The organism is Bradyrhizobium sp. Pha-3 (assembly GCF_042258615.1).
In the GTDB taxonomy this organism is placed as follows: Bacteria; Pseudomonadota; Alphaproteobacteria; order Rhizobiales; family Xanthobacteraceae; genus Bradyrhizobium.
The window spans coordinates 6,375,938-6,394,437 of the sequence record NZ_CP170152.1 but is presented as its reverse complement, the minus strand read 5'-3'; the positions used below and the strand labels follow the sequence as shown (position 1 = coordinate 6,394,437).

Here is an 18,500-nt window from a genome sequence, read left to right as displayed (position 1 = left end):
TCAGTTCTTGCGTGGCGCAGGGGCTGTCGTGCCGTCCGGGCCGGCCGCGGCAACGTAGTTTTCGGGGAACGCCAGCGCGCTCGAGGATTCCGGCTTGCCGGTCTTCGAGGGCTCGTTCAGCGTGGTCTTGTTGGTCGTCTTGGCCGCGTCGTCGAGCAGCTTCTCGACCCGCACCAGGATATCCGCGCCGCGCTTGGTCAAGACCGGCGGCGGACCCGGCTTGGTCTCCAGCACGCGCGGCGCCGCATTCGCCTGGGCATTGGCCTGCGCCGGCTGCGGCGGCAGCTTCTGGCCCATGCCGACGCCGACGAGTTCTTTGACTTCCACGCCCTGATGCGCGGCGACCATGATGTCGTGCCAGGTCTGCGCCGGCAGCGAGCCGCCCGTCATGCGGTTGGTCGGCGAATAGTCGTCATTGCCGTACCAGACCGCGCAGGTGAAGTTGCCGGTGTAGCCGACAAACCAGGCGTCGCGATAGGCATTGGTGGTGCCGGTCTTGCCCGCGGTCGGAATGCCGTCGAGCGCGGCGCGGCGCGCGGTGCCTTCGCTGACCACATGGCTCATCATGCCGGCCATGTCGGCGGCGATGTTCGGCGGAATGGCTTGCCGCGGCTTGGGGCCGTCGCGATCCCAGCGCCACACCAGATCGCCGGCGCCGGTGCGCACCTCGAGCACCGAATGCGGCGTCACCGCCTTGCCGCGGTTCGGGAAGGTCGCATACGCAACTGCGTGCTCGATCACCGTGACTTCGTCGGAGCCGATCGGCAGCGACGGCGTATCGGGCAGCGGCGCCTTGAGGCCGAAGCGGCGCGCGACCTCGACGATCTTGGCGCGGCCCGCCTTCGGGCCTTCCTTGCCGCCGAGCATGATCGAGAGCTTGACCGGCACCACGTTGATCGAGCGGGTGATCGCCTGGGTCAGCGTCACCTGACCCGAATAGGAATGGCCATAGTTCTGCGGGCACCAATTGCCGATGCAGACCGGGCCGTCGACGACCTTCGAGTTCGGCGTGAAGCCGTTCAGCAGCGCCGTGGTGTAGACGTAGGGCTTGAACGACGAGCCGGGCTGACGGTAGGCGTCGGTGGCGCGGTTGAACTGGCTCGCGCCGTAGTCGCGGCCGCCGACCATCGCGCGGATGCCGCCGTCGAGATCGGACACCACGGTCGCGGCCTGCGTCGCGTGATAGTCGCGGCCGAACTGGCGGAGCTGGTTCTCGATCGCTTCTTCGGCCGCCTTCTGCACGTTCATGTCGATCGCGGTGCGGACCACGAAGACGCGCTCGGTGTACGATTTCGGGAAGGTGTCGACCAGCTTGCGCATCTCGTCGAAGGCGTAGTCGAGATAATAGTTCGGCGAGTTCTCGTCGCGCCGGTCGACTGCGACCGCCGGATTGCGGCGGGCGCCGAACACCTGGCCCTCGGTCATGAAGCCGGCATCGACCAAATTGTCGAGCACGACGTTGGCGCGGGCACGCGCCGCGGGCAGGTTGATGTGCGGGGCGTATTTGGTCGGCGCCTTGAACAGGCCGGCGAGCATCGCGGCTTCCGCGAGGTTCACGTCGCGCACCGACTTGTTGAAATAGAAGTGCGCGGCGCCGTCGACGCCGAAGGTGCCGCCGCCCATATAGGCGCGGTCAAGATAGAGTTTCAGGATCTCGTTCTTGGTGAGCCGCGTCTCCAGCCAGATCGCAAGGAAGGCTTCCTTCACCTTGCGCTCGATGGTGCGCTCGTTGTTCAGGAACAGGTTCTTGGCGAGCTGCTGGGTGATCGACGAACCGCCCTGGCGGACGCCGCCGGCCTGCGCGTTGGTGACGAGGGCGCGGGCGAGGCCCGGGACGTCGATGCCGAAATGGTCGTAGAAGCGGCGGTCTTCGGTCGCGAGCGTGGCCTTGATCAGATTGTCCGGAAAGTCTTCCAGCGGGATCGAGTCATTATGCTTGATGCCGCGGCTGCCGATCGGGTTGCCGTAACGGTCGAGGAAGGTCACCGCGAGGTCGGACTTCTTCAGCCAGTCCTCGTCGGCGGTCTCGCGGAACGCGGGGATCGCGAGCGTCAGCATCAGGATCATGCCGCCGAGCCCGATGGTCGCGGCCTCCGACAGCGGCTCGATGAACACCCAGCGCTTCCAGCGGCCGACATAGAAGCGGTCCATGAAGGTGGTATAGCGCTCGTAGAGTTCGCGCAGGCCCTTGCCCGACGAGAACAGCGTCGAGTCGATACGCGCATCGAGGTCCAGGAAGAAATTCCGGACCTTCTGTTTCCAATGCGACGGCATGATCTGAAGGACCGGACCCTTGATCAGTTCGACAGCGCTGCGGGCGCCCGAAACGGGCACAGGCCAGCGTCTTGCTTCGATGTTGCGGCAATCCCAAGGCGCTTTTGCGTCGTTGGGGACTCGTTCGTTGTTCTATCCGAGCGGCTGCCATAAACCAATGGCGCGGCTGGTGAATTTAATGAAAGCCCTAACGCTGCCCACCGGCTTTTGCGACCCCGCAATATCACCCCCTTGCGGAGGGAGCGCCGGCGCCCCAAGAAGAGCTTTACCGCCATGTCAGGGATAGCATGACCACACCGCCCAAGCGTTCGTCGGGCCAGGAGGGATTCTTCTGGAAAACCAAGACGTTGGAAGAGATGTCCAACGCCGAATGGGAAAGCCTGTGTGACGGCTGCGCACGGTGCTGCCTGGAGAAGCTCGAGGACGAGGACACCGGCAAGATCTATTTCACCCATATCTCCTGCAAACTGCTCGATTCCGGCCTGTGCACCTGCAAGGACTATGCGAACCGTTCCGACCAGGTTCCGGATTGCGTCCGCCTGACGCCCGAGAACGTCCGGACGCTGAACTGGCTGCCGCCGAGTTGCGGCTACCGGCTCGTGGCCGAGGGGCGGGACCTTTACTGGTGGCATCCCCTGATCTCCGGCGATCCCAACACCGTTCATGAAGCCGGGGTCTCGGTGCGCGGGCGGGTGGAAGGCACCGAACTCGACGTCAACGACGCTGATCTCGAGGATCACATCGTGCGCTGGCCGGCGCTGCTGCCGAAACGAGCGCAATTGAAGAAGCGGCCCAAGGTCTCCAAGTAGATTTTCAGGACGTAACGCTGACGGCGCGAGAGCTGGTGCCGGCTCTTCCGCAATCACGTCATCGCGAGAACACGGCTGTGGGATGCACCCATGCGCTGAGGTGCCTGCCTCAGCAGCGAATTGCTGCATAAATTGCGGATCAGAGAATGATTCCATCGCGGCCCGCGCCCGCGCAGCAGCATTACGCCCCCAATGAACAAGTATGAACGGCAGAGCCGTTTTCCTGCCGACCAAGAGACATTGCCTGACGACATTGCCGAAGAGCTGTCTCACCTCCCGAGCGAGGTGATCGAACTCAGCGACGCGCCGCCGCTAGCGCCGCCGGCACCGCTCAATCCGGACGAAGTCCGCACCATCGTGATCAGCCTGATGCTGACGATGTTCCTGGCCGCGCTCGACCAGACCATCGTCGCGACCGCGCTGCCGACGATCGGGCGCCAGTTTCACGACGTCACTAATCTGTCCTGGGTGATCACGGCCTATCTGCTCGCCTCCACCGCGGTGGCGCCGGTGTTCGGCACGCTGAGCGACATCTATGGCCGCCGCGTCATGATCATCACCTCGCTCAGCCTGTTCGTGGTCGGCTCGGTGCTGTGCGCGATCGCGCCCAGCATGACGATGTTGATCATCGCCCGCGGCCTGCAGGGGCTCGGCGGCGGCGGCATCATGCCCGTGGTGCAGACCGTGATCTCCGACGTGGTCACCCCGCGCGAGCGCGGCCGCTACCAGGCCTATTTCTCCAGCGTCTGGATGGCCGGCGGCATTCTCGGCCCGGTGGTCGGCGGCGTGTTCGCCGAGCACCTGCACTGGTCGATGATCTTCTGGATCAACCTGCCGCTCGCGGCGGCGGCGCTGGCGCTGCTGCTGCCGAAGATGAGCAAGATCCCGGTGTTCCACCGCAAGCGCAAGGTCGACTGGCTCGGCGGCGTGCTGCTGATGGCCTCCGCCGTCGTGCTGATGCTGGTGCTGACCTGGGGCGGCACGCGTCTGTCGTGGCTGTCGCCGACCATTACCGCGATGATCGGCGCCTCGATCGCGCTCGCCGGCGCCTTCGTCTGGCATGCGCGCCGCGCCGACGAGCCGTTCCTGCCGCTGTCGCTGCTTGGCGGTTCGGTGGTGCCGTTCGCGATGGGTGCAGGCGGCTGTGCGCTCGGCGCCATGGTCGGCCTCACCGTGCACCTGCCGCTCTATTACGAGGTGGTCTATCACCTCACCGCCAGCGAGGCCGGCCTTGCGCTGATCCCGCTCGCGGCGATCTCGACCTTTGGTGCGGCGATCGCCGGCCGGACCATGGCGAAGGCCAAGCACTACAAGCGTGTCGCGATCGTCGGCACCTCGGTCGCTGCGATCTGCGCCGTCGGCATGGCCGTGACGACGCTGCCGCTGTGGGGGTTGCTGCTGTTGATGAGCGTGTTCGCGCTCGGGCTCGGCACCACATTCCCGATCAGCGTGGTGTCGCTGCAGAACGCGGTGGCGCGGCCGCAGGTCGGCACCGTGACCGGCGCAATGAACTTCTTCCGCGCGATGATGGCATCGTTCACGGTCGCCGCCTTCACCACGATCCTGTTGATGACGCTCGGGACCGACATCTCGCTCGCCGGCGAGCATCATGCCGCGTCCGCCGGCACCGTCGGCGCGATCCCGATGGCCGACATGATCATCGCGTTCCGCTACGTGTTCGGCGCCGCGGCCGTGTTGCTGACCACTGCGTCCATCTGCATGATCACGATGGAAGAACGCCCGCTCGCCGGTCCGGCCGCGCAGCCGGTGGAGATGGCGGAGTAGGGCGGTAGCCAAGCTCACCGCTGTCGTCCCGGCGAAGGCCGGGACGATGATGACGATGGTTCTCGATTCAAGTTGTCACACCACGCGGTGTCATCACCCGCGCATGCGGGTGATCCAGTATTCCAGAGACGCTTGAGTTCAATCCGATAGGCCGCGGCGTACTGGATCGCCCGGTCGAGCCGGGCGATGACAGCTGTGGATGATCGGCCCCACGCTTTTATTCCGGCGCTGCCTCAAATTTATTCAGCCTGTCAGCGCCGACCCACTACTTTAGTTGTCGTCCGTGCATGGCGATCTGCGCGCAGTTTCACTTGCTGCGCGTTTTGTCGCAGCTATAGTCCGGCCCCAAGAGCTCGAAGCAGCCGAACAAAAAGAGGAGAGAAACAGGGTGAAAAGAACATCGCGACTGCCTGTTCATGCGATGCGGCAACTTGCCGGAGCGGCCGTGTTGGGCCTTTTGGCAGCCAGCCCCAGCGGCGCGCTGGCGGCTGACACCCTCAAGATCGGCGTGATCGCCGAAGCGCAGGCGATCGCCGGCGCGTCGATCCCGCAGGCGGCGCAACTCGCGGCCGACGAGATCAACGCCAAGGGCGGCATCGACGGCCGCAAGATCGAAATCGTCTCTTACGACAATCACTCGTCCTCGGCGGACTCGGTGCGGGCATTCCAGCGCGCGGTCAACGAAGACAAGGTCAATGTCGTCATCTCGAGCTACATCAGCGAAGTGGTGCTGGCGCTCGAGCCGTGGGCTTCGCGCCTGAAGACCCCGTTCGTCACGCCTGGCGCCGCCTCCAACGAGATCAGCAAGAGCGTCCACGCCGACTACGAGAAGAACAAGTACACCTTCCACGGCTATCTGACCTCGGCGGCGTTGGCGCTGTCGGTCTGCGACGCAGCCAAGGAGCTTCTGGTCGATCAGAAGCACATGAAGACCGCGGTCATCATGAGCGAGGATGCGGCCTGGACCAAGCCGCTCGACGTCGGCTACGAGGAGTGCCTGCCGAAGATCGGGCTCAAGGTCGTCGACCATATCCGCTTCTCGCCCGACACCACCGACTTCACGCCGATCTTCAACAAGGTCGAAGCCGCCAAGCCTGACGTCATCATCACCGGCATCTCGCATGTCGGCGTGCAGCCGACGGTGCAATGGAAGAACCAGCAGGTGCCGATCCCGATGTTCGGCATTTCTTCGCAGGCGACCAACGAGACCTTCGGCAAGGACACCAACGACGCGGCGGAAGGCGTGCTGTATCAGGGCGTGTCGGGTCCGAACGTCGCGGTGACGCCGAAGTCGGTGCCGTTCGCGGAAGGCTTCAAGAAGCGCTACGGCAATTATCCGTCCTATGCGGGCTACACCGCCTATGACGAGGTCTACTACATCGCGGATGCGGTGAAGCGCGCCGGCTCGGTCGAGGCCGACAAGATGGTCGATGCGCTGGAGAAGACCGATTGGGAAGGCACCATCGGACGCGTCCAGTTCTACGGCAAGGACGATCCGTTCACCCATTCGATCAAGTACGGCAAGGGCCTGATCACCGGACTGATGCTGCAGTGGCAGGGCGGCAAGCAGGTCGCGGTCTGGCCGAAGGAGGTCGCCAAGAGCGATCTCAAGTTCCCGAGCTTCATCAAGCTCACCACCAACTAACTGATGACAATGCTCCCGGGCCGGTCCCGGGAGCATCCGTATTCAGTTCCGCGTCCTCCACAACAGGCAGCCCTGCTGCCGCGGCCGATTTGAGATGCTTGCCTTACAAATCCTGATCGATGGCTTCGCCATCAGTGCGCTGTATGCGCTCGGCGCCACCGGCTTCACCCTGATCTTCGGTGTCTCCGGCGTTCTCAACCTCTCCCACGGTGCCATCATGGTGGCCGCAGCGGTCGCGGCCTGGGCCGCGGCCAGCCTGCTGCACCTCGACATCTACACCGGCGCGTTGTTCGGTGTGGGCGTCGCGCTGATCATGGCGTTCGCGACCTATTTCGCGGTCGTGAAGCCGATCCAGAATTCCAGGCGGATCCCCAACGAGGAGAAGGAAATCTTCGTCCTCACCGGCACCCTGCTGTGGGGCATCATGATCCAGGAACTTATCGCCTATTTCTTCACCAACAACGCCAAGACAGTGCTGCCGATCGTCGAGGGCGTCGTCGATATCTTCGGCAACCGCACGCCGCGCAACAATATCTTCACCGCGCTGGTGTGCTGCCTCGTGATCGGCCTGCTCTGGCTGCTCGTGAACCGCACCCGGACCGGCAAGGCCGTGCTGGCGGCCTCGATGAACCCGCGCGGCGTCACGCTGCTCGGGCTTGAGCTCACCCAGATCTACATCGTGGTGTGGGGCATCTACGGTATTCTGGCCGGCATCGCCGGCGTGCTGCTCGGCATGTTTCTCGGCGTCAGCTCCTACAGCGTCGGGCCGCTGACCGCGAGCGCGTTCTCGATCGTGGTGCTCGGCGGCCTCGGCAGCGTCTCCGGCTCGCTGATCGCGGCCTTCGTTGTCGGCTATCTCGAGACCATCACGGCCTACATGATCTCGCCGGCCTACCGCACCATCCCGGCGCTGCTGCTGCTGGTGTTCGTGATGTATATCCGGCCCCAGGGCCTCTTGGGGAGGCGCTGAGATGGCCAACTTCTTTACCTCGCGCCTGTTCTTCATTTCGCTGGTCTGCGTGGTGGTTGCCGCGACGCTGCCGCTCTATGTCTCCGGCTACATCCTCGGGCTGCTGACCGTCGCGTTCTATTTCGGCGTGTTCGCGATGGCCTGGGACCTCTTGTTCGGCTTCGCCGGTGAGGTCAATTTCGGGCCGACCTTCCTGATCGGCACCGGCGCCTACACCGCAGGGATCCTCAACAACCAGTACGGCTGGTCGGTCTATGTCTGCATCCTGCTCGGCGCGCTGGCGTCGGTGGTCGCGGGCTTCGTGCTGGCGCTGCCGGCGCTGCGGGTGAGGGGACCGTATTTCGGCCTGACAACGCTGGTCGCGGTGCTGATGTTGCAGAACTTCGTCGTGGTGTTCGCCGACCTGACCGGCGGCGAGATCGGCCTCACCATCCCCGATGTCATCACCATCAATGCCGGGGCCAATTACTGGATCGCGCTCGGCTTCATGACCATCAGCGCGGCCATTCTGTATGGCCTGTCGCAATCGCCGGTCGGCCTGGTGCTGCAGGCAAGCGGGCAGGACCCGGTGCAGGCCGGCGCGCTCGGCTTCAACATCGTCAAGCACAAGCTCGCGGCCTTCATCGTCAGCGCCTTCTTCTCGGGACTATCGGGGGCGCTCTTGGTGTTCTACTTCGGTACCGCCTCGGTCGGCACCGTCGTCGACGTTGCGGTCGGCGTGAACGTCATCGTCTCCGCCGTGCTCGGCGGCCGGCGTACCGTGCTGGGCGCGGCGCTGGGTGCGATCTTCCTGATCGTGGCCGGCGAATTCCTGCGTCCGACCGGCGAGCTCGCAACCTTCATCGTCTCGGCGGTGGCGCTGCTCGTCGTGCTGTTCTTCCCCGGCGGTTTCCTCGGAGCAGCCCTGTCACGCGAGGCGCGCTCCTAAATGGATCAGACTGTGACCACCACTCCGACACTCGCAGTTCGCGGCCTGACCAAGCGGTTCGGCGGCCTGACCGCGGTGAAGAATCTGAGCTTCGAGCTCCGCCCCGGAGAGATCCTCGGCCTGATCGGGCCGAACGGCTCGGGCAAGTCGACCGCGATGAAGAGCGTGATGGGCATCGAGCGCCCGACCGCGGGCGAGGTGCTGTTCGACGGCGAGAACGTGGCCGGGCTGCCTGCGCACAAGATCGCGCGCAAGGGCTTTGGCATGGTGTTCCAGCACTCGCGGCCGCTCAACCGGCAGACCGTGCTCGAGAACATCATGGTCGCGCTGCTGCCCGACAGCCTGTTCATGCTGTTTCCCGACAAGGCGCTGACCGAATGCGCCAAGTGGATCGCCGACCGCGTCGGCCTGGGGGCGGTGATGGATCGCCGCCCGCCGACGCTGCCATTCGCCGACCTGCGCCGGCTCGAGCTGGCGAAGGCGATCGCGCGCGACCCGAAGGTGGTGCTGGTCGACGAGCCCTTTGCCGGGCTGACGAGCACCGAGGTCGGCGTGTTCTCGCAATTGATCCGCAGCTTCCGCGACGAGGGCCGCGCGGTGATGCTGGTCGACCACAACGTCAAGAGCGTCGCCGCGCTGGTCGATCGCGTGCTTGCGATGTATCTCGGCGAGGAGATCACGACCGGCCGCGCCGAGGACGTGATGAAGAACGAGACCGTGCGGCGGGTCTATCTCGGCGGCGCGATCGAGACCCATGCGCGGCCCGAGACCTCGTTCAAGGACAAGGTGCCGCTGCTGCAGGTCGAGAATGTCAGCGTGCATTACGGCAAGGCGCAGGCGCTGGAGAACGTCTCGATCCACGTCCATGAGGGCGAGTTCGTCTCCGTTGTTGGCTTGAACGGCGCCGGCAAGACCACGCTGTTCAACACCATCTCGGGCTTCCTGCCCTATACCGGCGAGATACTGCGCGGCGGCGAGAAGCTGCGCGGCACGGGCCCGGCCAAGATCGCTCGCTCCGGCCTCGTGCAATGTCCGGAATCGCGCGAATTGTTCGGCGAGATGACGGTGCGGGAAAACCTCGATCTTGGCGGCCAGCATCTGGACGATGCGGCGAGGGCCAAGCAGCTCGCCTGGCTGTTCGAACTGTTCCCGATCCTGAAGGAGCGTCAGGGCCAGATGGCGCAGACGCTGTCCGGCGGCGAGCAGCAGATGCTGGCGATCGGCCGCGCGCTGATGATGCAGCCGCAGATCCTGATCCTGGACGAGCCGACGCTGGGCCTTGCGCCCGTCATCCTCGAACTGTTGTCGAAGGCGCTGGAGAAGCTGCGCCAGACCACCAAGATCACGGTGCTGCTCGGCGAGCAGAACGTGACCTTCGCGCTGCCGCATGCCGACCGCGTCTATGTGCTGGAGCACGCGCGGATCGTCTGGGAGGGCGATCCGGGCCGGTTCGCCGCAGAGGCCGGCAAGGACTTTCTCTGACGTTCGAAGCTTTAGAAAAACAAAACAAGCAAGGGAGATCATGATGCCAGCATATTCAACCGCCACCCGCGTGAGCCTGTTGGCCTCGGCGCTGGCGCTGTGCCTCGCGGCGCCGGCCTATGCGCAGTCCAAGGATCCGATCAAGATCGGCGTCATCGCCGAGGTGCAGTCGATCGCGGGTGCAGCCACCCCGGGCGGCGCGCAGATCGCAGCCGACGAGATCAACGCCAAGGGCGGCGTGATGGGCCGCAAGATCGAGATCGTCACCTACGACAACAAGAGCTCGTCGGCCGATTCCGTGCGCGCGTTCCAGCGCGCGGTGAGCGAGGACAAGGTTTCGGCCGTGATCGCGAGCTACATTAGCGAGGTCGTGCTGGCGCTGGAGCCGTGGGCCTCGCGCCTGAAGATGCCGCTGATCACGCCCGGCGCCGCCTCGAACGAAATCACCAAGGCGATTCACAACGACTATGAGAAGAACAAGTACACCTTCCACGGCTACCTGACCTCGGCCGCGCAGGCGCAGCTGGTCTGCGACGCGGCCAAGGAGCTGCTGGTCGATCAGCTCAAGTTCAAGTCGGTGGCGATCATGAGCGAGGACGCGGCTTGGACCAAGCCGCTCGACATCGGCTACGAGGCCTGCCTGCCCAAGGCCGGCCTGAAGGTCGTCGAGCACATCCGCTTCTCGCCCGACACCACCGACTTCACGCCGATCTTCAACAAGATGGAAGCCGCCAAGCCCGACGTGATCGTCACCGGCATCTCCCATGTCGGTGTGCAGCCGACGGTGCAGTGGAAGAACCAGCAGGTGCCGATCCCGATGTTTGGCATCAGCGCGCAGGCGCTGAGCCCGACGTTCTGGGGCGACACCAACGGCGCGGCCGAGGGCGTGCCGTCGCTCGCGGTGGCGACGCCCGACGTCGCGGTGACGCCAAAGACAAAACCGTTCGCGGCCGCGTTCAAGGCCAAGTTCGGCACGCCGCCGGCCTATACCGGCTACACCGCCTATGACGAGGTCTACATCATCGCCGAGGCGATCCAGCGCGCCGGCTCGACCGATCCGGACAAGATGGTCACCGAGCTTGAGAAGACCGATTTCGACGGTACGATCGGCAAGATCCAGTTCTACGGCAAGAACGACGAGTTCACGCACGGCATCAAGTCTGGCCCGGGCGCCGTCACCGGCCTCGTGTTCCAGTGGCAGGGCGGCAAACAGATCACGGTCTGGCCGAAGGCGATCGCGGAAGGGAAGCTGAAGTTTCCGGATTTTGTGAAGCTGTCGCAGTAATCGCGGCGCGAGCCATCGCGAGCCATCGCGAGATGAGCAGGGGCGGTCACGCGGTGACCGCCCCTTTTGCTATTTGCGCGTCGGCGGTGCCGTCTGGATCGTCGGCGCGGCGGCCGCAAGCAGTGCGGCGCGGTCGCCATTGCGCGGCGGATAGATGCGCTGCCGGTTGATGGTCTGCTTGGTGAGTTTTGCCGCGGCGCCTGTCGTGTGCACCTCCCGGTCCCATCCGGTGGTGTAGAGCGCGCCCCAGGCGCCGAGATCGAGCACCGTCACGTACCAGTCGATATTGAGCGGCAGCAGGGGCTCGCCGAACAGATCCGCGACCACATTGTGCCCGGCAAAGCGGCCCATCGGCCGCGCGAACTGGCACGACATCACGGTCGGATGCTCGCCATCGATCAGGCAGGCGGCAACGTCGCCGGCGGCGAATACGTCATTGAGGCCCTCGACGCGCATGTAATGGTCGACCGGAAGGCGCCCGAGCGCGTCACGCTTCACCGCCACCATCGCGGCGAGAGGGCTGGCGCGCATGCCGGCGCACCACACCACGGTCGCGGCCGGAATGATCTCGCCGCTATCAAGTGTGATGCTGTCGGCGCCGACGGCGCTGACCCTGACGTTCAGCCGCGTCTCGACGCCGAGCGCGGCCAGCGCCTCGTTGATGACGGGCCGGCCATGCGCGCCGAACGTCGCGCCGACCACCGGATTGGGATCGATCAGGACGATGCGGTGATCGCCGGTGATGCCGGCGCGTTCGAGCTTGGCCGGCATCTCGGCCGCGACCTCGATCCCGGTGAACCCTGCGCCGACCACCGCCACCGTCGCGCGGGCCGGCGAGGGCGGCTGCCTGCCGAGCGCCGCAAGATGCGTGTTGAGGCGCGTGGCTGCTTCGAAGGTGTCGACATCGAAGCCGTGCGCGGCAAGGCCTGGTATCGCGGGCCGGACCAGCTCGCTGCCGGTGGTCAGCACCAGCCGGTCGTAGGTCAGCGTGTCCGCGCCGGAGCTTGTCTTGACGACGACCTCGCGCTTCGCCGGATCGATCGCCCCGACGTCAGCCACCCTGTGCCTGACGCCGGCCGGATCGAGCAGGTCCTTGAGCGGCAGCGCGACATCGCCGAGATCGACCTCGTAATTGCGCACCCGGATGTTGTGATAGGCGTTGCGATCGACGACGAGGATTTCGGTGTCCGCCGCCCGCGTGCCGATCTCGTCGCGCTTGCGGGCTGCACCAAGCGCCGCCCACAGCCCGGCAAAGCCGGCACCCAGCACCAGGATGCGCGCCATCTCTCCCTCCGACGTTGCGTCGGAGAGAGCTTGCCTGCGCAGGCGAGGTCAAATCAAGTGGGTGAAGGTAGGGTGTGACAGGCCCGCGAAGCGTCGCGAACTGGGCGCGAGGCGCAATTCAACTTTACGGCCACCCTGCATGGGTGCATAGTATAAATATTCTAGTGAAAATTGTTCTAGCAATCCGAACTGGCGAGCTCAAAATATTTTGAGGCCGGCAAATGTTGCCAACGATATTTCTAAGCTATGCGCATGCGGATTTAGACGTCATGCGCCGCATCAAGTATATGCTCGATCAATTACAACTCGATGAGAAGATCGAGTTTTTTCATGACGGCGATATTCAGGCGAGCCAGCTGTGGAACGAAGAGATCGAGAGTCATCTTCGCGAAGCCACACATATCTTGCTCGCGATTTCTGACGCCTACGTCACTTCGCACTACGTCAGAACAGTCGAACTGCCAGCGATCAAGAATAAAGTGGAAATGGGCGGCATAAGCGTATTTCCACTTCTGATCGGTGGAGAGAACTGGCCAATTTTCCTGGATTCGGATCGGGCGAGCTTTCTTAAGTCTCGACAGTGGTGGCCCATGGTCGGAGGTAAACGTATGGCGTTTTCCGGCCTATCGGTTGATGCTCAAAATCACGAAATAAGCGCGCTTAGACGGCAGATATTGTCTGCGGGAGGCGGGGGCGACGAGCCAATCATTCCTGGAGCCTGGTGGGGCGGCGATGAAGATGTCTTCCGACATCAGCTAACGACCGTTCAAGTTCCGGACACCGTTGCCATCAGCACGCTGAATGAGGAGCTGCCATACTATTTGAGCAATCATCTGCAATCCAGTGAGGTCCCCGCAATCGTCCGGCATACAAACGATTTTTTGTTCGAACTGGATCGGTCCAGCTTCGCAAAGCGGAAGATTCCGGAGCCGCCAATCAATCTTGTCGGTCAAGAGGCCCCGTATTGGGCCGGCGTCTTATCTGATCTGGCTGACAAGAGTGCTCTCTCAATATTGGTTCTGCTCGTGTTTATCTATCCTAGGGCTCCCGCTGTCGCTGCAAGTATTGAGCGCATACTCGCCTATCGAGGAAGTCGATCGTGAAGCTATCAGTCTCTGCCTTTGTAGCATCATTGATAATTTTCGGCACGCCGAGCGCCAAAGCAGAGAGCTGCTCTGCTGACAGTAGCCAAGCGGGTTTGATCACGAAGATCACAAACGATGTGTCCGCATTGTCTCCGGGCGAGCAGAAGTGGTTGTTAGGACAGGCGGAGTGCCTGTTGCAGAACTTTGCTTCAGCCGCAAAAGCGATCGACAGTTGTTCATGCGATCCAAACTTCGCCTGCAAGATGGTTCATGTGCTTCGGAACGCGGGCAAGATTAGAACGACGGATCCACTATTGATGTCTTGCCGCTAGAAATCAGCACTCTTTTACGTCCCCGGCCGCGACACCTCGGTCTCCTTGCTGGTGATGAATTCCAGCAGCACCGGCACGCCTTCCCTGGTCTTCTGGATGCCGCGCTTGATCGCGGGGATGATGTCTTCGGGCTTGGTCACCCGCTCGCCATAGCCGCCAAAGGCGCGGGCCATCGCGGCGTAATCGCCGGAGATGTCGGTCGAGCGGTACTTCTCGGTCGAGATCGGCATCACCTTCAATTCGATCGCCATCGAGAAATTGTTGAGCAGGATCGACATGATCGGAATCCGCTCGCGCACCGCGGTCTCGAAATCCATCCCCGTGAAGCCGATCGCGGCGTCGCCCCAGACATTGATGCAGAGCTTGTCCGGTTTTGCCAGCTTGGCGCCCATCGCGAGGCCGAGACCATAGCCGAGCTGCGTGGTCTTGCCCCAGCCGATATAGGACAGCGGCTCGACCGACTTCCAGAACGGCGACAGCTGGTCGCGCGGACTGCCGGCATCGTGGGTGATGATGGTGTTGTGGATGTCGACGGTGTGTTGCAGATCCCACAGCACGCGGTAGGGATTGAGCGGCGCATCGTTATGCGTCAGCTTCGGCATCCACTTGGCGAGCCACTCCTTGTGCGAGGCGGCGATCTCTTCCGCGACGGCGCTGGCGTTGCGGTCGGCGGTCACGGTCTTGCCGATCTCCTCCAGCAGCGCGTCGAGCACCAGGCCGGCGTCGCCGACCAGCCCGACCTTGGCCTCGACATCCTTGTTGATGTGGTTCGGATCGAGCGTCGAATGGATGATGGTCTTGCCCTTCGGCATCGCGATGCCGAACGAGGTTTCGGTGAAGGAGCAGCCGATGCCGAAGATCACGTCCGCTTCGGACAGGAATTTCGGCACCGCGCGCGGTACGGCAAGGCCGCCGGAGCCGAGCGACAGCGGATGCGTCTCCGGAAATGACGACTTGCCGCCGAGGCTCGTGGTGACGGGGATCGCGAGCCGCTCCGCGAGGCGCTTCAGCTGCGGCCAGGCCTTTGCGTAATGCACGCCCTGGCCGGCATAGATCACCGGGCGCTTGGCGCCAACGAGCAAGGCTGCCGCTTCCTTCACGTGAACGGGATCGGCGCCGTAGCGGGTGCGCAGCACCGGCGTGTAGTTCAGCGGCTCCGGCACCTCCTCGTTCCACATGTCGGCGGGGATCTCGACGATCACGGGCCCGCCGCGGCCGTTCTTCAATTTGGTGAAGGCGCGGCGGAAGATGTTGCAGACTTCCGCGGCGATGTTGATCGGCTCGGAGGATTTCGAGAACGCCTTCATCGCCTGGCTGGAATTGAAGTTCGGATCGATGTTGGCGAGCCGGCGGGCATAGCCCATCGGCAGCACCAGGACGGGTACGGATTCGCCGTAGCATTGCGCGACGCCGCCCATCGCGTTCTCGGCGCCCGGTCCGTGCTGCATGCAGAACGCGCCGATCTTCTCGCCCGAGGTGACGCGGGAGATCGCGTCCGCCATGTGCACGCCGATGCGCTCCTGGCGCACCATCACGGGGCGGATGTCGGCGCTGGCGGCGTATTCGATCAAATGGTTGACCGGGTAGCCCGTGAGGATCTCGATGCCCTCGCGCTTCATGATTTCCGCGATCGCGGTGCCGAGCTTCATGACGGTCACTCCCTTTGGATGCGGCCGGTTCGTTCCGGCCTCGTTGTCGTCCTGTCCGATAAAGGAACAGGATTCCGCCGCGAGGGTAAAGCGCCGCCGGGGCCGGATCAGGTAGTCCTGATATGCGTTTACGCCCATTCGCGGCTCGCCGCCTCGCGGGGCGAGGCCAGGATGCAGGCAGAACTAGCAGGGATTTTCTCTGCAACCTTTAAGCGATCGTTCATCCTGTCCATCAATGGGCCGTCAACCAATGTGGCCTAGTTTTGCTGGAATATTGCTACGGCGCGGGAGAAAAAGCCGCGGGCGTCGGACAGGAGCTTTTCATGCGCGCGTTGCTTGCAAGATTTCTGCGTGATGACGTCGGGGCTACGGCGATCGAATACGCCATCATCGCCGGTGGCATCAGCATCGTGATCGTCGCCGGGGTCAAAGGCATCGGCACCAGTGTGAGCGGCCAATTCACTGCCGTCAGTTCGGCATTCAAGTAAGCGCCGCCGGGCACGCTTCCGCTCTTTGCGGATCGTGTTCCGGCCGGATACCAGTCCCGGTGCCGGCGCTCCAGGCGGTGGTCGTCTTCGAAAGAGACGTCGCCAGCTTCATGTAGGTGGTCGCGTCATCAGACGTCGCCACACCGACAGGCCACTCCAAAGCTTGGCTGGCCGAGCGTGGATAGCGTCAGCCTCTGGGCGCGGACAGGTTATTGATACAGCCTACGACCGCGGTGAAGTTTCCACTGACCGCGTTAGCGTCCGCATTGGTGCCGTTCACCAAAGTGGTCACGCCGGGGCAACCTTGAGCGAACGCTCCGCCCGTAGCGAAAAGCCAGAGCACGAAAACGACAATTCCTCGACAGATCATGTCTGCACCTCGTGAAAGACGATGTCGCAAACAATTATCAGAGACGGATTGCACACATCCCGCGTGGGTCCAACCAGTGACGGCCAATTACGGCAGCCTCGAGTAGCGGCGAATCACGGCTGAAGGCCAGTCTCCTCAATCCAAGCCAGAGGACTTGCCGCCATGAAACTGTTCGCCGCCGGCCTTGCCTGCCCTTTCCGAACGCAAAGCATCGGATGAGCGACGGGCGACAGTGAACCCGCAACTTCCTCCCCTATGCGCGATCAAGGAATTGGGTACATTCGGGATTCCGAGCAATCGTAGCCGCTGTGGCGTTCAGATACACTGGGGCGGTGAAAGTGGCCAAGGCGACGGCGATGGCCACAGTCTCCATCGGTTAATCCCGGCCGCGAGGATCGACCCAGCCGAGGGTGAAAAAGCGAATGTGAGCAATCGGAAGGCTGTTGTTAAAGACTAGTTGCTGGGCCGCGTTTGTCCAGAGGGCGAGATTGCCAACGGCGCCTCCGCCGGAGGAATTATCGTAGATCGTAACTCCGGGTGACACGCTCCAAGAGCTGTTTTGAGAGGAAACAAACGGTGACCGCACATAAATTTGCAAATCGATGGCGGTATTGCTGAAAGCGGTGACATTGGCTAACGCCTTCACCTGCACGCCGCTGGGCACGCTAGATAGCGTAGCCGTAACGTCGGTATTCGTCGTGCTTATGGCCTGGTCGTAATCGAGCGCCGGTGACGCAAGCCAGAATTCATTGCCGATCTGCGTGAATGCCGTCCATTGTGCGGATGCATTCGTTTTCATCGATCCGATGCGCCGCTTGGCGGTGTAGTTCGTCGGCAGAGTTGGCGACGTTGCGCTGAGCGAAGCTAGAACGTCTACGCCCCCAGTATCAGTTCGTTCAATCAGGAATACATGGTACCATGTGTTTGCAGCTATCGCCCCGGCATCCAACGCGCCGTTGCCGGTGCCAACGGCCCAAACGTTGGTCGTTTTGGTGATCAAAGTGGTCAGCTTCATCGGCACAGGCGCGGTGTCGTCTGACGCTGCGGCTCCCACTGCAACTGAAAAACTGACTGAGCTGCCAGCTGTGGAAAGGGTCAACCCGTTCAAGTAGCCCCGCGGCATCGCCAAGCTATTGATGCAGTTTTGCAGGGCGGTGAAGTTGCCCATTACAACTGTTGCGTCCGCATTCGTGCCGTTGACTATCGTGGTGAGGCCAGCACAGCTCTGTGCAGCAGCACCTTTAGCAAGAGAGATCAAGAGCAACGAAACCAAAACAACCGCGCGAAACATTAAACGTCTCCACAATTAGACATTGTCGATCGGATCAATAGCATTTTTAGATTGATTGCGCCAGATAGATGTGATGAAGTAGATGCACAACTTTACGCTGTTTGTTGATGATTGCTTTTCGGACGCGGTCCGCTCACCACACGCCCTTGCTGATTTGGCGAACGACTTGCGGCAGAGAGAAAAATGATGAACAAGACTTCCAGGAGCGGCACCCGGCACCTTCGACTAGCGGCCTTGTTCGCGTTTGCCGTCTTGACGTGCGGCACGATAGAACCCGTCGACGCCGCAAATGGATCGGTCGCCTTCACCTACGATGCACTCGGTCGCATCACTGCCGCCAGTTATGATACCGGCGTCTGCATTATTTACACCTACGATGCGAACGGCAATCGGGTTTCCGAAACCATCAACGTCGCAGCGGCCGGGGCGACAGGCGTTTGGGGATGCTTCAACTGGAATTCAGCGGGCGGCGCCAAGTGGGGTAGCTAAGGCGACTTGATGCGCCGATGAACCGCTTAAGTCAGTTGGAGCAAATAATGTCCCAGACCATGTCTTGCAGTCGCTGCTTTCGCTCAGGTTTGATTGTCGCGGCCCTGTTCCTCGTGCCGAAAACATGTGTCGCCCAGCCATTTCCGAACAACATGCCTCGAAATCTGATTTCTACGGTGACCGTTCCCTACGAACAGGGAATGGCGAGCATCCTGAGGCAAGATGCGACGCGCCCAAAGGCCGTCAGTCCAGTTCTGGTGAACCCTCCAGCGGCGACCGTATCAGCTCAGCCAGATGCGCCAGCCTCTCCAGCGAAGCCCTCCGCACCGCCCCA

15 protein-coding genes are annotated in these 18,500 nt (G+C 62.9%); 11 read left to right on the top strand and 4 right to left on the bottom strand.

Annotated features, from left to right (window positions below; translation table 11 throughout):
• On the bottom strand, positions 1-2,274 hold the full coding sequence (locus tag ACE10Z_RS30220; protein WP_375789961.1) for a transglycosylase domain-containing protein: 2,274 nt from the start codon (positions 2,272-2,274) through the stop codon (positions 1-3).
• A 287-nt stretch (positions 2,275-2,561) separates the two neighbouring features.
• Between ACE10Z_RS30220 and ACE10Z_RS30215 the strand changes: the two genes are divergently transcribed.
• The 7 genes from ACE10Z_RS30215 (at position 2,562) to ACE10Z_RS30185 (ending at position 11,178) form a co-directional block, all read left to right on the top strand.
• Positions 2,562-3,083: a YcgN family cysteine cluster protein gene (locus ACE10Z_RS30215; RefSeq protein WP_375784021.1), complete on the top strand. Its 522-nt coding sequence runs from the start codon at positions 2,562-2,564 to the stop codon at positions 3,081-3,083.
• A gap of 192 nt (positions 3,084-3,275) precedes the next feature.
• Positions 3,276-4,868 (top strand): MDR family MFS transporter, encoded by a 1,593-nt coding sequence (locus ACE10Z_RS30210; protein WP_375784020.1) that lies wholly within the window; start codon positions 3,276-3,278, stop codon positions 4,866-4,868.
• A 421-nt stretch (positions 4,869-5,289) separates the two neighbouring features.
• The gene (locus ACE10Z_RS30205; protein WP_375789960.1) at positions 5,290-6,513 is read left to right on the top strand and encodes an ABC transporter substrate-binding protein; all 1,224 of its coding nucleotides are present in this window, start codon (positions 5,290-5,292) and stop codon (positions 6,511-6,513) included.
• 94 nt (positions 6,514-6,607) lie between these two features.
• Entirely contained in the window at positions 6,608-7,483 is an 876-nt protein-coding gene (locus ACE10Z_RS30200) for a branched-chain amino acid ABC transporter permease (RefSeq protein WP_375784019.1), read from the top strand.
• A gap of 1 nt (position 7,484) precedes the next feature.
• On the top strand, positions 7,485-8,411 hold the full coding sequence (locus tag ACE10Z_RS30195) for a branched-chain amino acid ABC transporter permease (RefSeq protein WP_375784018.1): 927 nt from the start codon (positions 7,485-7,487) through the stop codon (positions 8,409-8,411).
• Complete coding sequence (locus tag ACE10Z_RS30190; RefSeq protein ID WP_375784017.1) at positions 8,412-9,893, top strand: ATP-binding cassette domain-containing protein; 1,482 nt, start codon at positions 8,412-8,414, stop codon at positions 9,891-9,893.
• A gap of 40 nt (positions 9,894-9,933) precedes the next feature.
• Positions 9,934-11,178, top strand: coding sequence for an ABC transporter substrate-binding protein (locus ACE10Z_RS30185; protein WP_375784016.1), 1,245 nt, complete (start codon positions 9,934-9,936; stop codon positions 11,176-11,178).
• A 69-nt stretch (positions 11,179-11,247) separates the two neighbouring features.
• On the opposite strand, the gene ACE10Z_RS30180 is transcribed toward ACE10Z_RS30185, so the two are convergent.
• Positions 11,248-12,462: an NAD(P)/FAD-dependent oxidoreductase gene (locus ACE10Z_RS30180; protein ID WP_375784015.1), complete on the bottom strand. Its 1,215-nt coding sequence runs from the start codon at positions 12,460-12,462 to the stop codon at positions 11,248-11,250.
• Positions 12,463-12,731: 269 nt separating this feature from the next.
• Between ACE10Z_RS30180 and ACE10Z_RS30175 the strand changes: the two genes are divergently transcribed.
• Positions 12,732-13,565: a TIR domain-containing protein gene (locus tag ACE10Z_RS30175; protein WP_375784014.1), complete on the top strand. Its 834-nt coding sequence runs from the start codon at positions 12,732-12,734 to the stop codon at positions 13,563-13,565.
• Positions 13,562-13,879 carry a hypothetical protein gene (locus ACE10Z_RS30170; RefSeq protein ID WP_375784013.1) on the top strand — a complete coding sequence of 106 codons (318 nt, stop codon included), beginning with the start codon at positions 13,562-13,564 and terminating at the stop codon, positions 13,877-13,879. Before ACE10Z_RS30175 ends, ACE10Z_RS30170 begins: the two co-directional genes overlap by 4 nt.
• Positions 13,880-13,893: 14 nt before the next feature.
• Here ACE10Z_RS30170 and ACE10Z_RS30165 read toward each other — a convergent pair whose 3' ends face one another.
• Positions 13,894-15,528, bottom strand: coding sequence for a thiamine pyrophosphate-requiring protein (locus tag ACE10Z_RS30165; RefSeq protein ID WP_375789959.1), 1,635 nt, complete (start codon positions 15,526-15,528; stop codon positions 13,894-13,896).
• A 323-nt stretch (positions 15,529-15,851) separates the two neighbouring features.
• Between ACE10Z_RS30165 and ACE10Z_RS30160 the strand changes: the two genes are divergently transcribed.
• Positions 15,852-16,016: a Flp family type IVb pilin gene (locus ACE10Z_RS30160; RefSeq protein ID WP_375784012.1), complete on the top strand. Its 165-nt coding sequence runs from the start codon at positions 15,852-15,854 to the stop codon at positions 16,014-16,016.
• 746 nt (positions 16,017-16,762) lie between these two features.
• On the opposite strand, the gene ACE10Z_RS30155 is transcribed toward ACE10Z_RS30160, so the two are convergent.
• Positions 16,763-17,677, bottom strand: coding sequence for a hypothetical protein (locus ACE10Z_RS30155; RefSeq protein WP_375784011.1), 915 nt, complete (start codon positions 17,675-17,677; stop codon positions 16,763-16,765).
• Between the two features lie 186 nt (positions 17,678-17,863).
• Here ACE10Z_RS30155 and ACE10Z_RS30150 point away from each other — a divergent pair, with 186 nt between their 5' ends.
• Positions 17,864-18,166: an RHS repeat domain-containing protein gene (locus tag ACE10Z_RS30150; protein ID WP_375784010.1), complete on the top strand. Its 303-nt coding sequence runs from the start codon at positions 17,864-17,866 to the stop codon at positions 18,164-18,166.
• Positions 18,167-18,500 lie beyond the last annotated feature (334 nt).

What these genes read in the sequence shown, in the direction of transcription:
- ACE10Z_RS30220 (WP_375789961.1), bottom strand. Translation starts at nt 2,274, where the DNA reads ATGCCGTCGCATTGGAAACAGAAGGTCCGGAATTTCTTCCTGGACCTC.
- ACE10Z_RS30215 (WP_375784021.1), top strand. Translation starts at nt 2,562, where the DNA reads ATGACCACACCGCCCAAGCGTTCGTCGGGCCAGGAGGGATTCTTCTGG.
- ACE10Z_RS30210 (WP_375784020.1), top strand. Translation starts at nt 3,276, where the DNA reads ATGAACAAGTATGAACGGCAGAGCCGTTTTCCTGCCGACCAAGAGACA.
- ACE10Z_RS30205 (WP_375789960.1), top strand. Translation starts at nt 5,290, where the DNA reads ATGCGGCAACTTGCCGGAGCGGCCGTGTTGGGCCTTTTGGCAGCCAGC.
- ACE10Z_RS30200 (WP_375784019.1), top strand. Translation starts at nt 6,608, where the DNA reads ATGCTTGCCTTACAAATCCTGATCGATGGCTTCGCCATCAGTGCGCTG.
- ACE10Z_RS30195 (WP_375784018.1), top strand. Translation starts at nt 7,485, where the DNA reads ATGGCCAACTTCTTTACCTCGCGCCTGTTCTTCATTTCGCTGGTCTGC.
- ACE10Z_RS30190 (WP_375784017.1), top strand. Translation starts at nt 8,412, where the DNA reads ATGGATCAGACTGTGACCACCACTCCGACACTCGCAGTTCGCGGCCTG.
- ACE10Z_RS30185 (WP_375784016.1), top strand. Translation starts at nt 9,934, where the DNA reads ATGATGCCAGCATATTCAACCGCCACCCGCGTGAGCCTGTTGGCCTCG.
- ACE10Z_RS30180 (WP_375784015.1), bottom strand. Translation starts at nt 12,462, where the DNA reads ATGGCGCGCATCCTGGTGCTGGGTGCCGGCTTTGCCGGGCTGTGGGCG.
- ACE10Z_RS30175 (WP_375784014.1), top strand. Translation starts at nt 12,732, where the DNA reads ATGCGCCGCATCAAGTATATGCTCGATCAATTACAACTCGATGAGAAG.
- ACE10Z_RS30165 (WP_375789959.1), bottom strand. Translation starts at nt 15,528, where the DNA reads ATGAAGCTCGGCACCGCGATCGCGGAAATCATGAAGCGCGAGGGCATC.
- ACE10Z_RS30160 (WP_375784012.1), top strand. Translation starts at nt 15,852, where the DNA reads ATGCGCGCGTTGCTTGCAAGATTTCTGCGTGATGACGTCGGGGCTACG.
- ACE10Z_RS30155 (WP_375784011.1), bottom strand. Translation starts at nt 17,677, where the DNA reads ATGTTTCGCGCGGTTGTTTTGGTTTCGTTGCTCTTGATCTCTCTTGCT.
- ACE10Z_RS30150 (WP_375784010.1), top strand. Translation starts at nt 17,864, where the DNA reads ATGAACAAGACTTCCAGGAGCGGCACCCGGCACCTTCGACTAGCGGCC.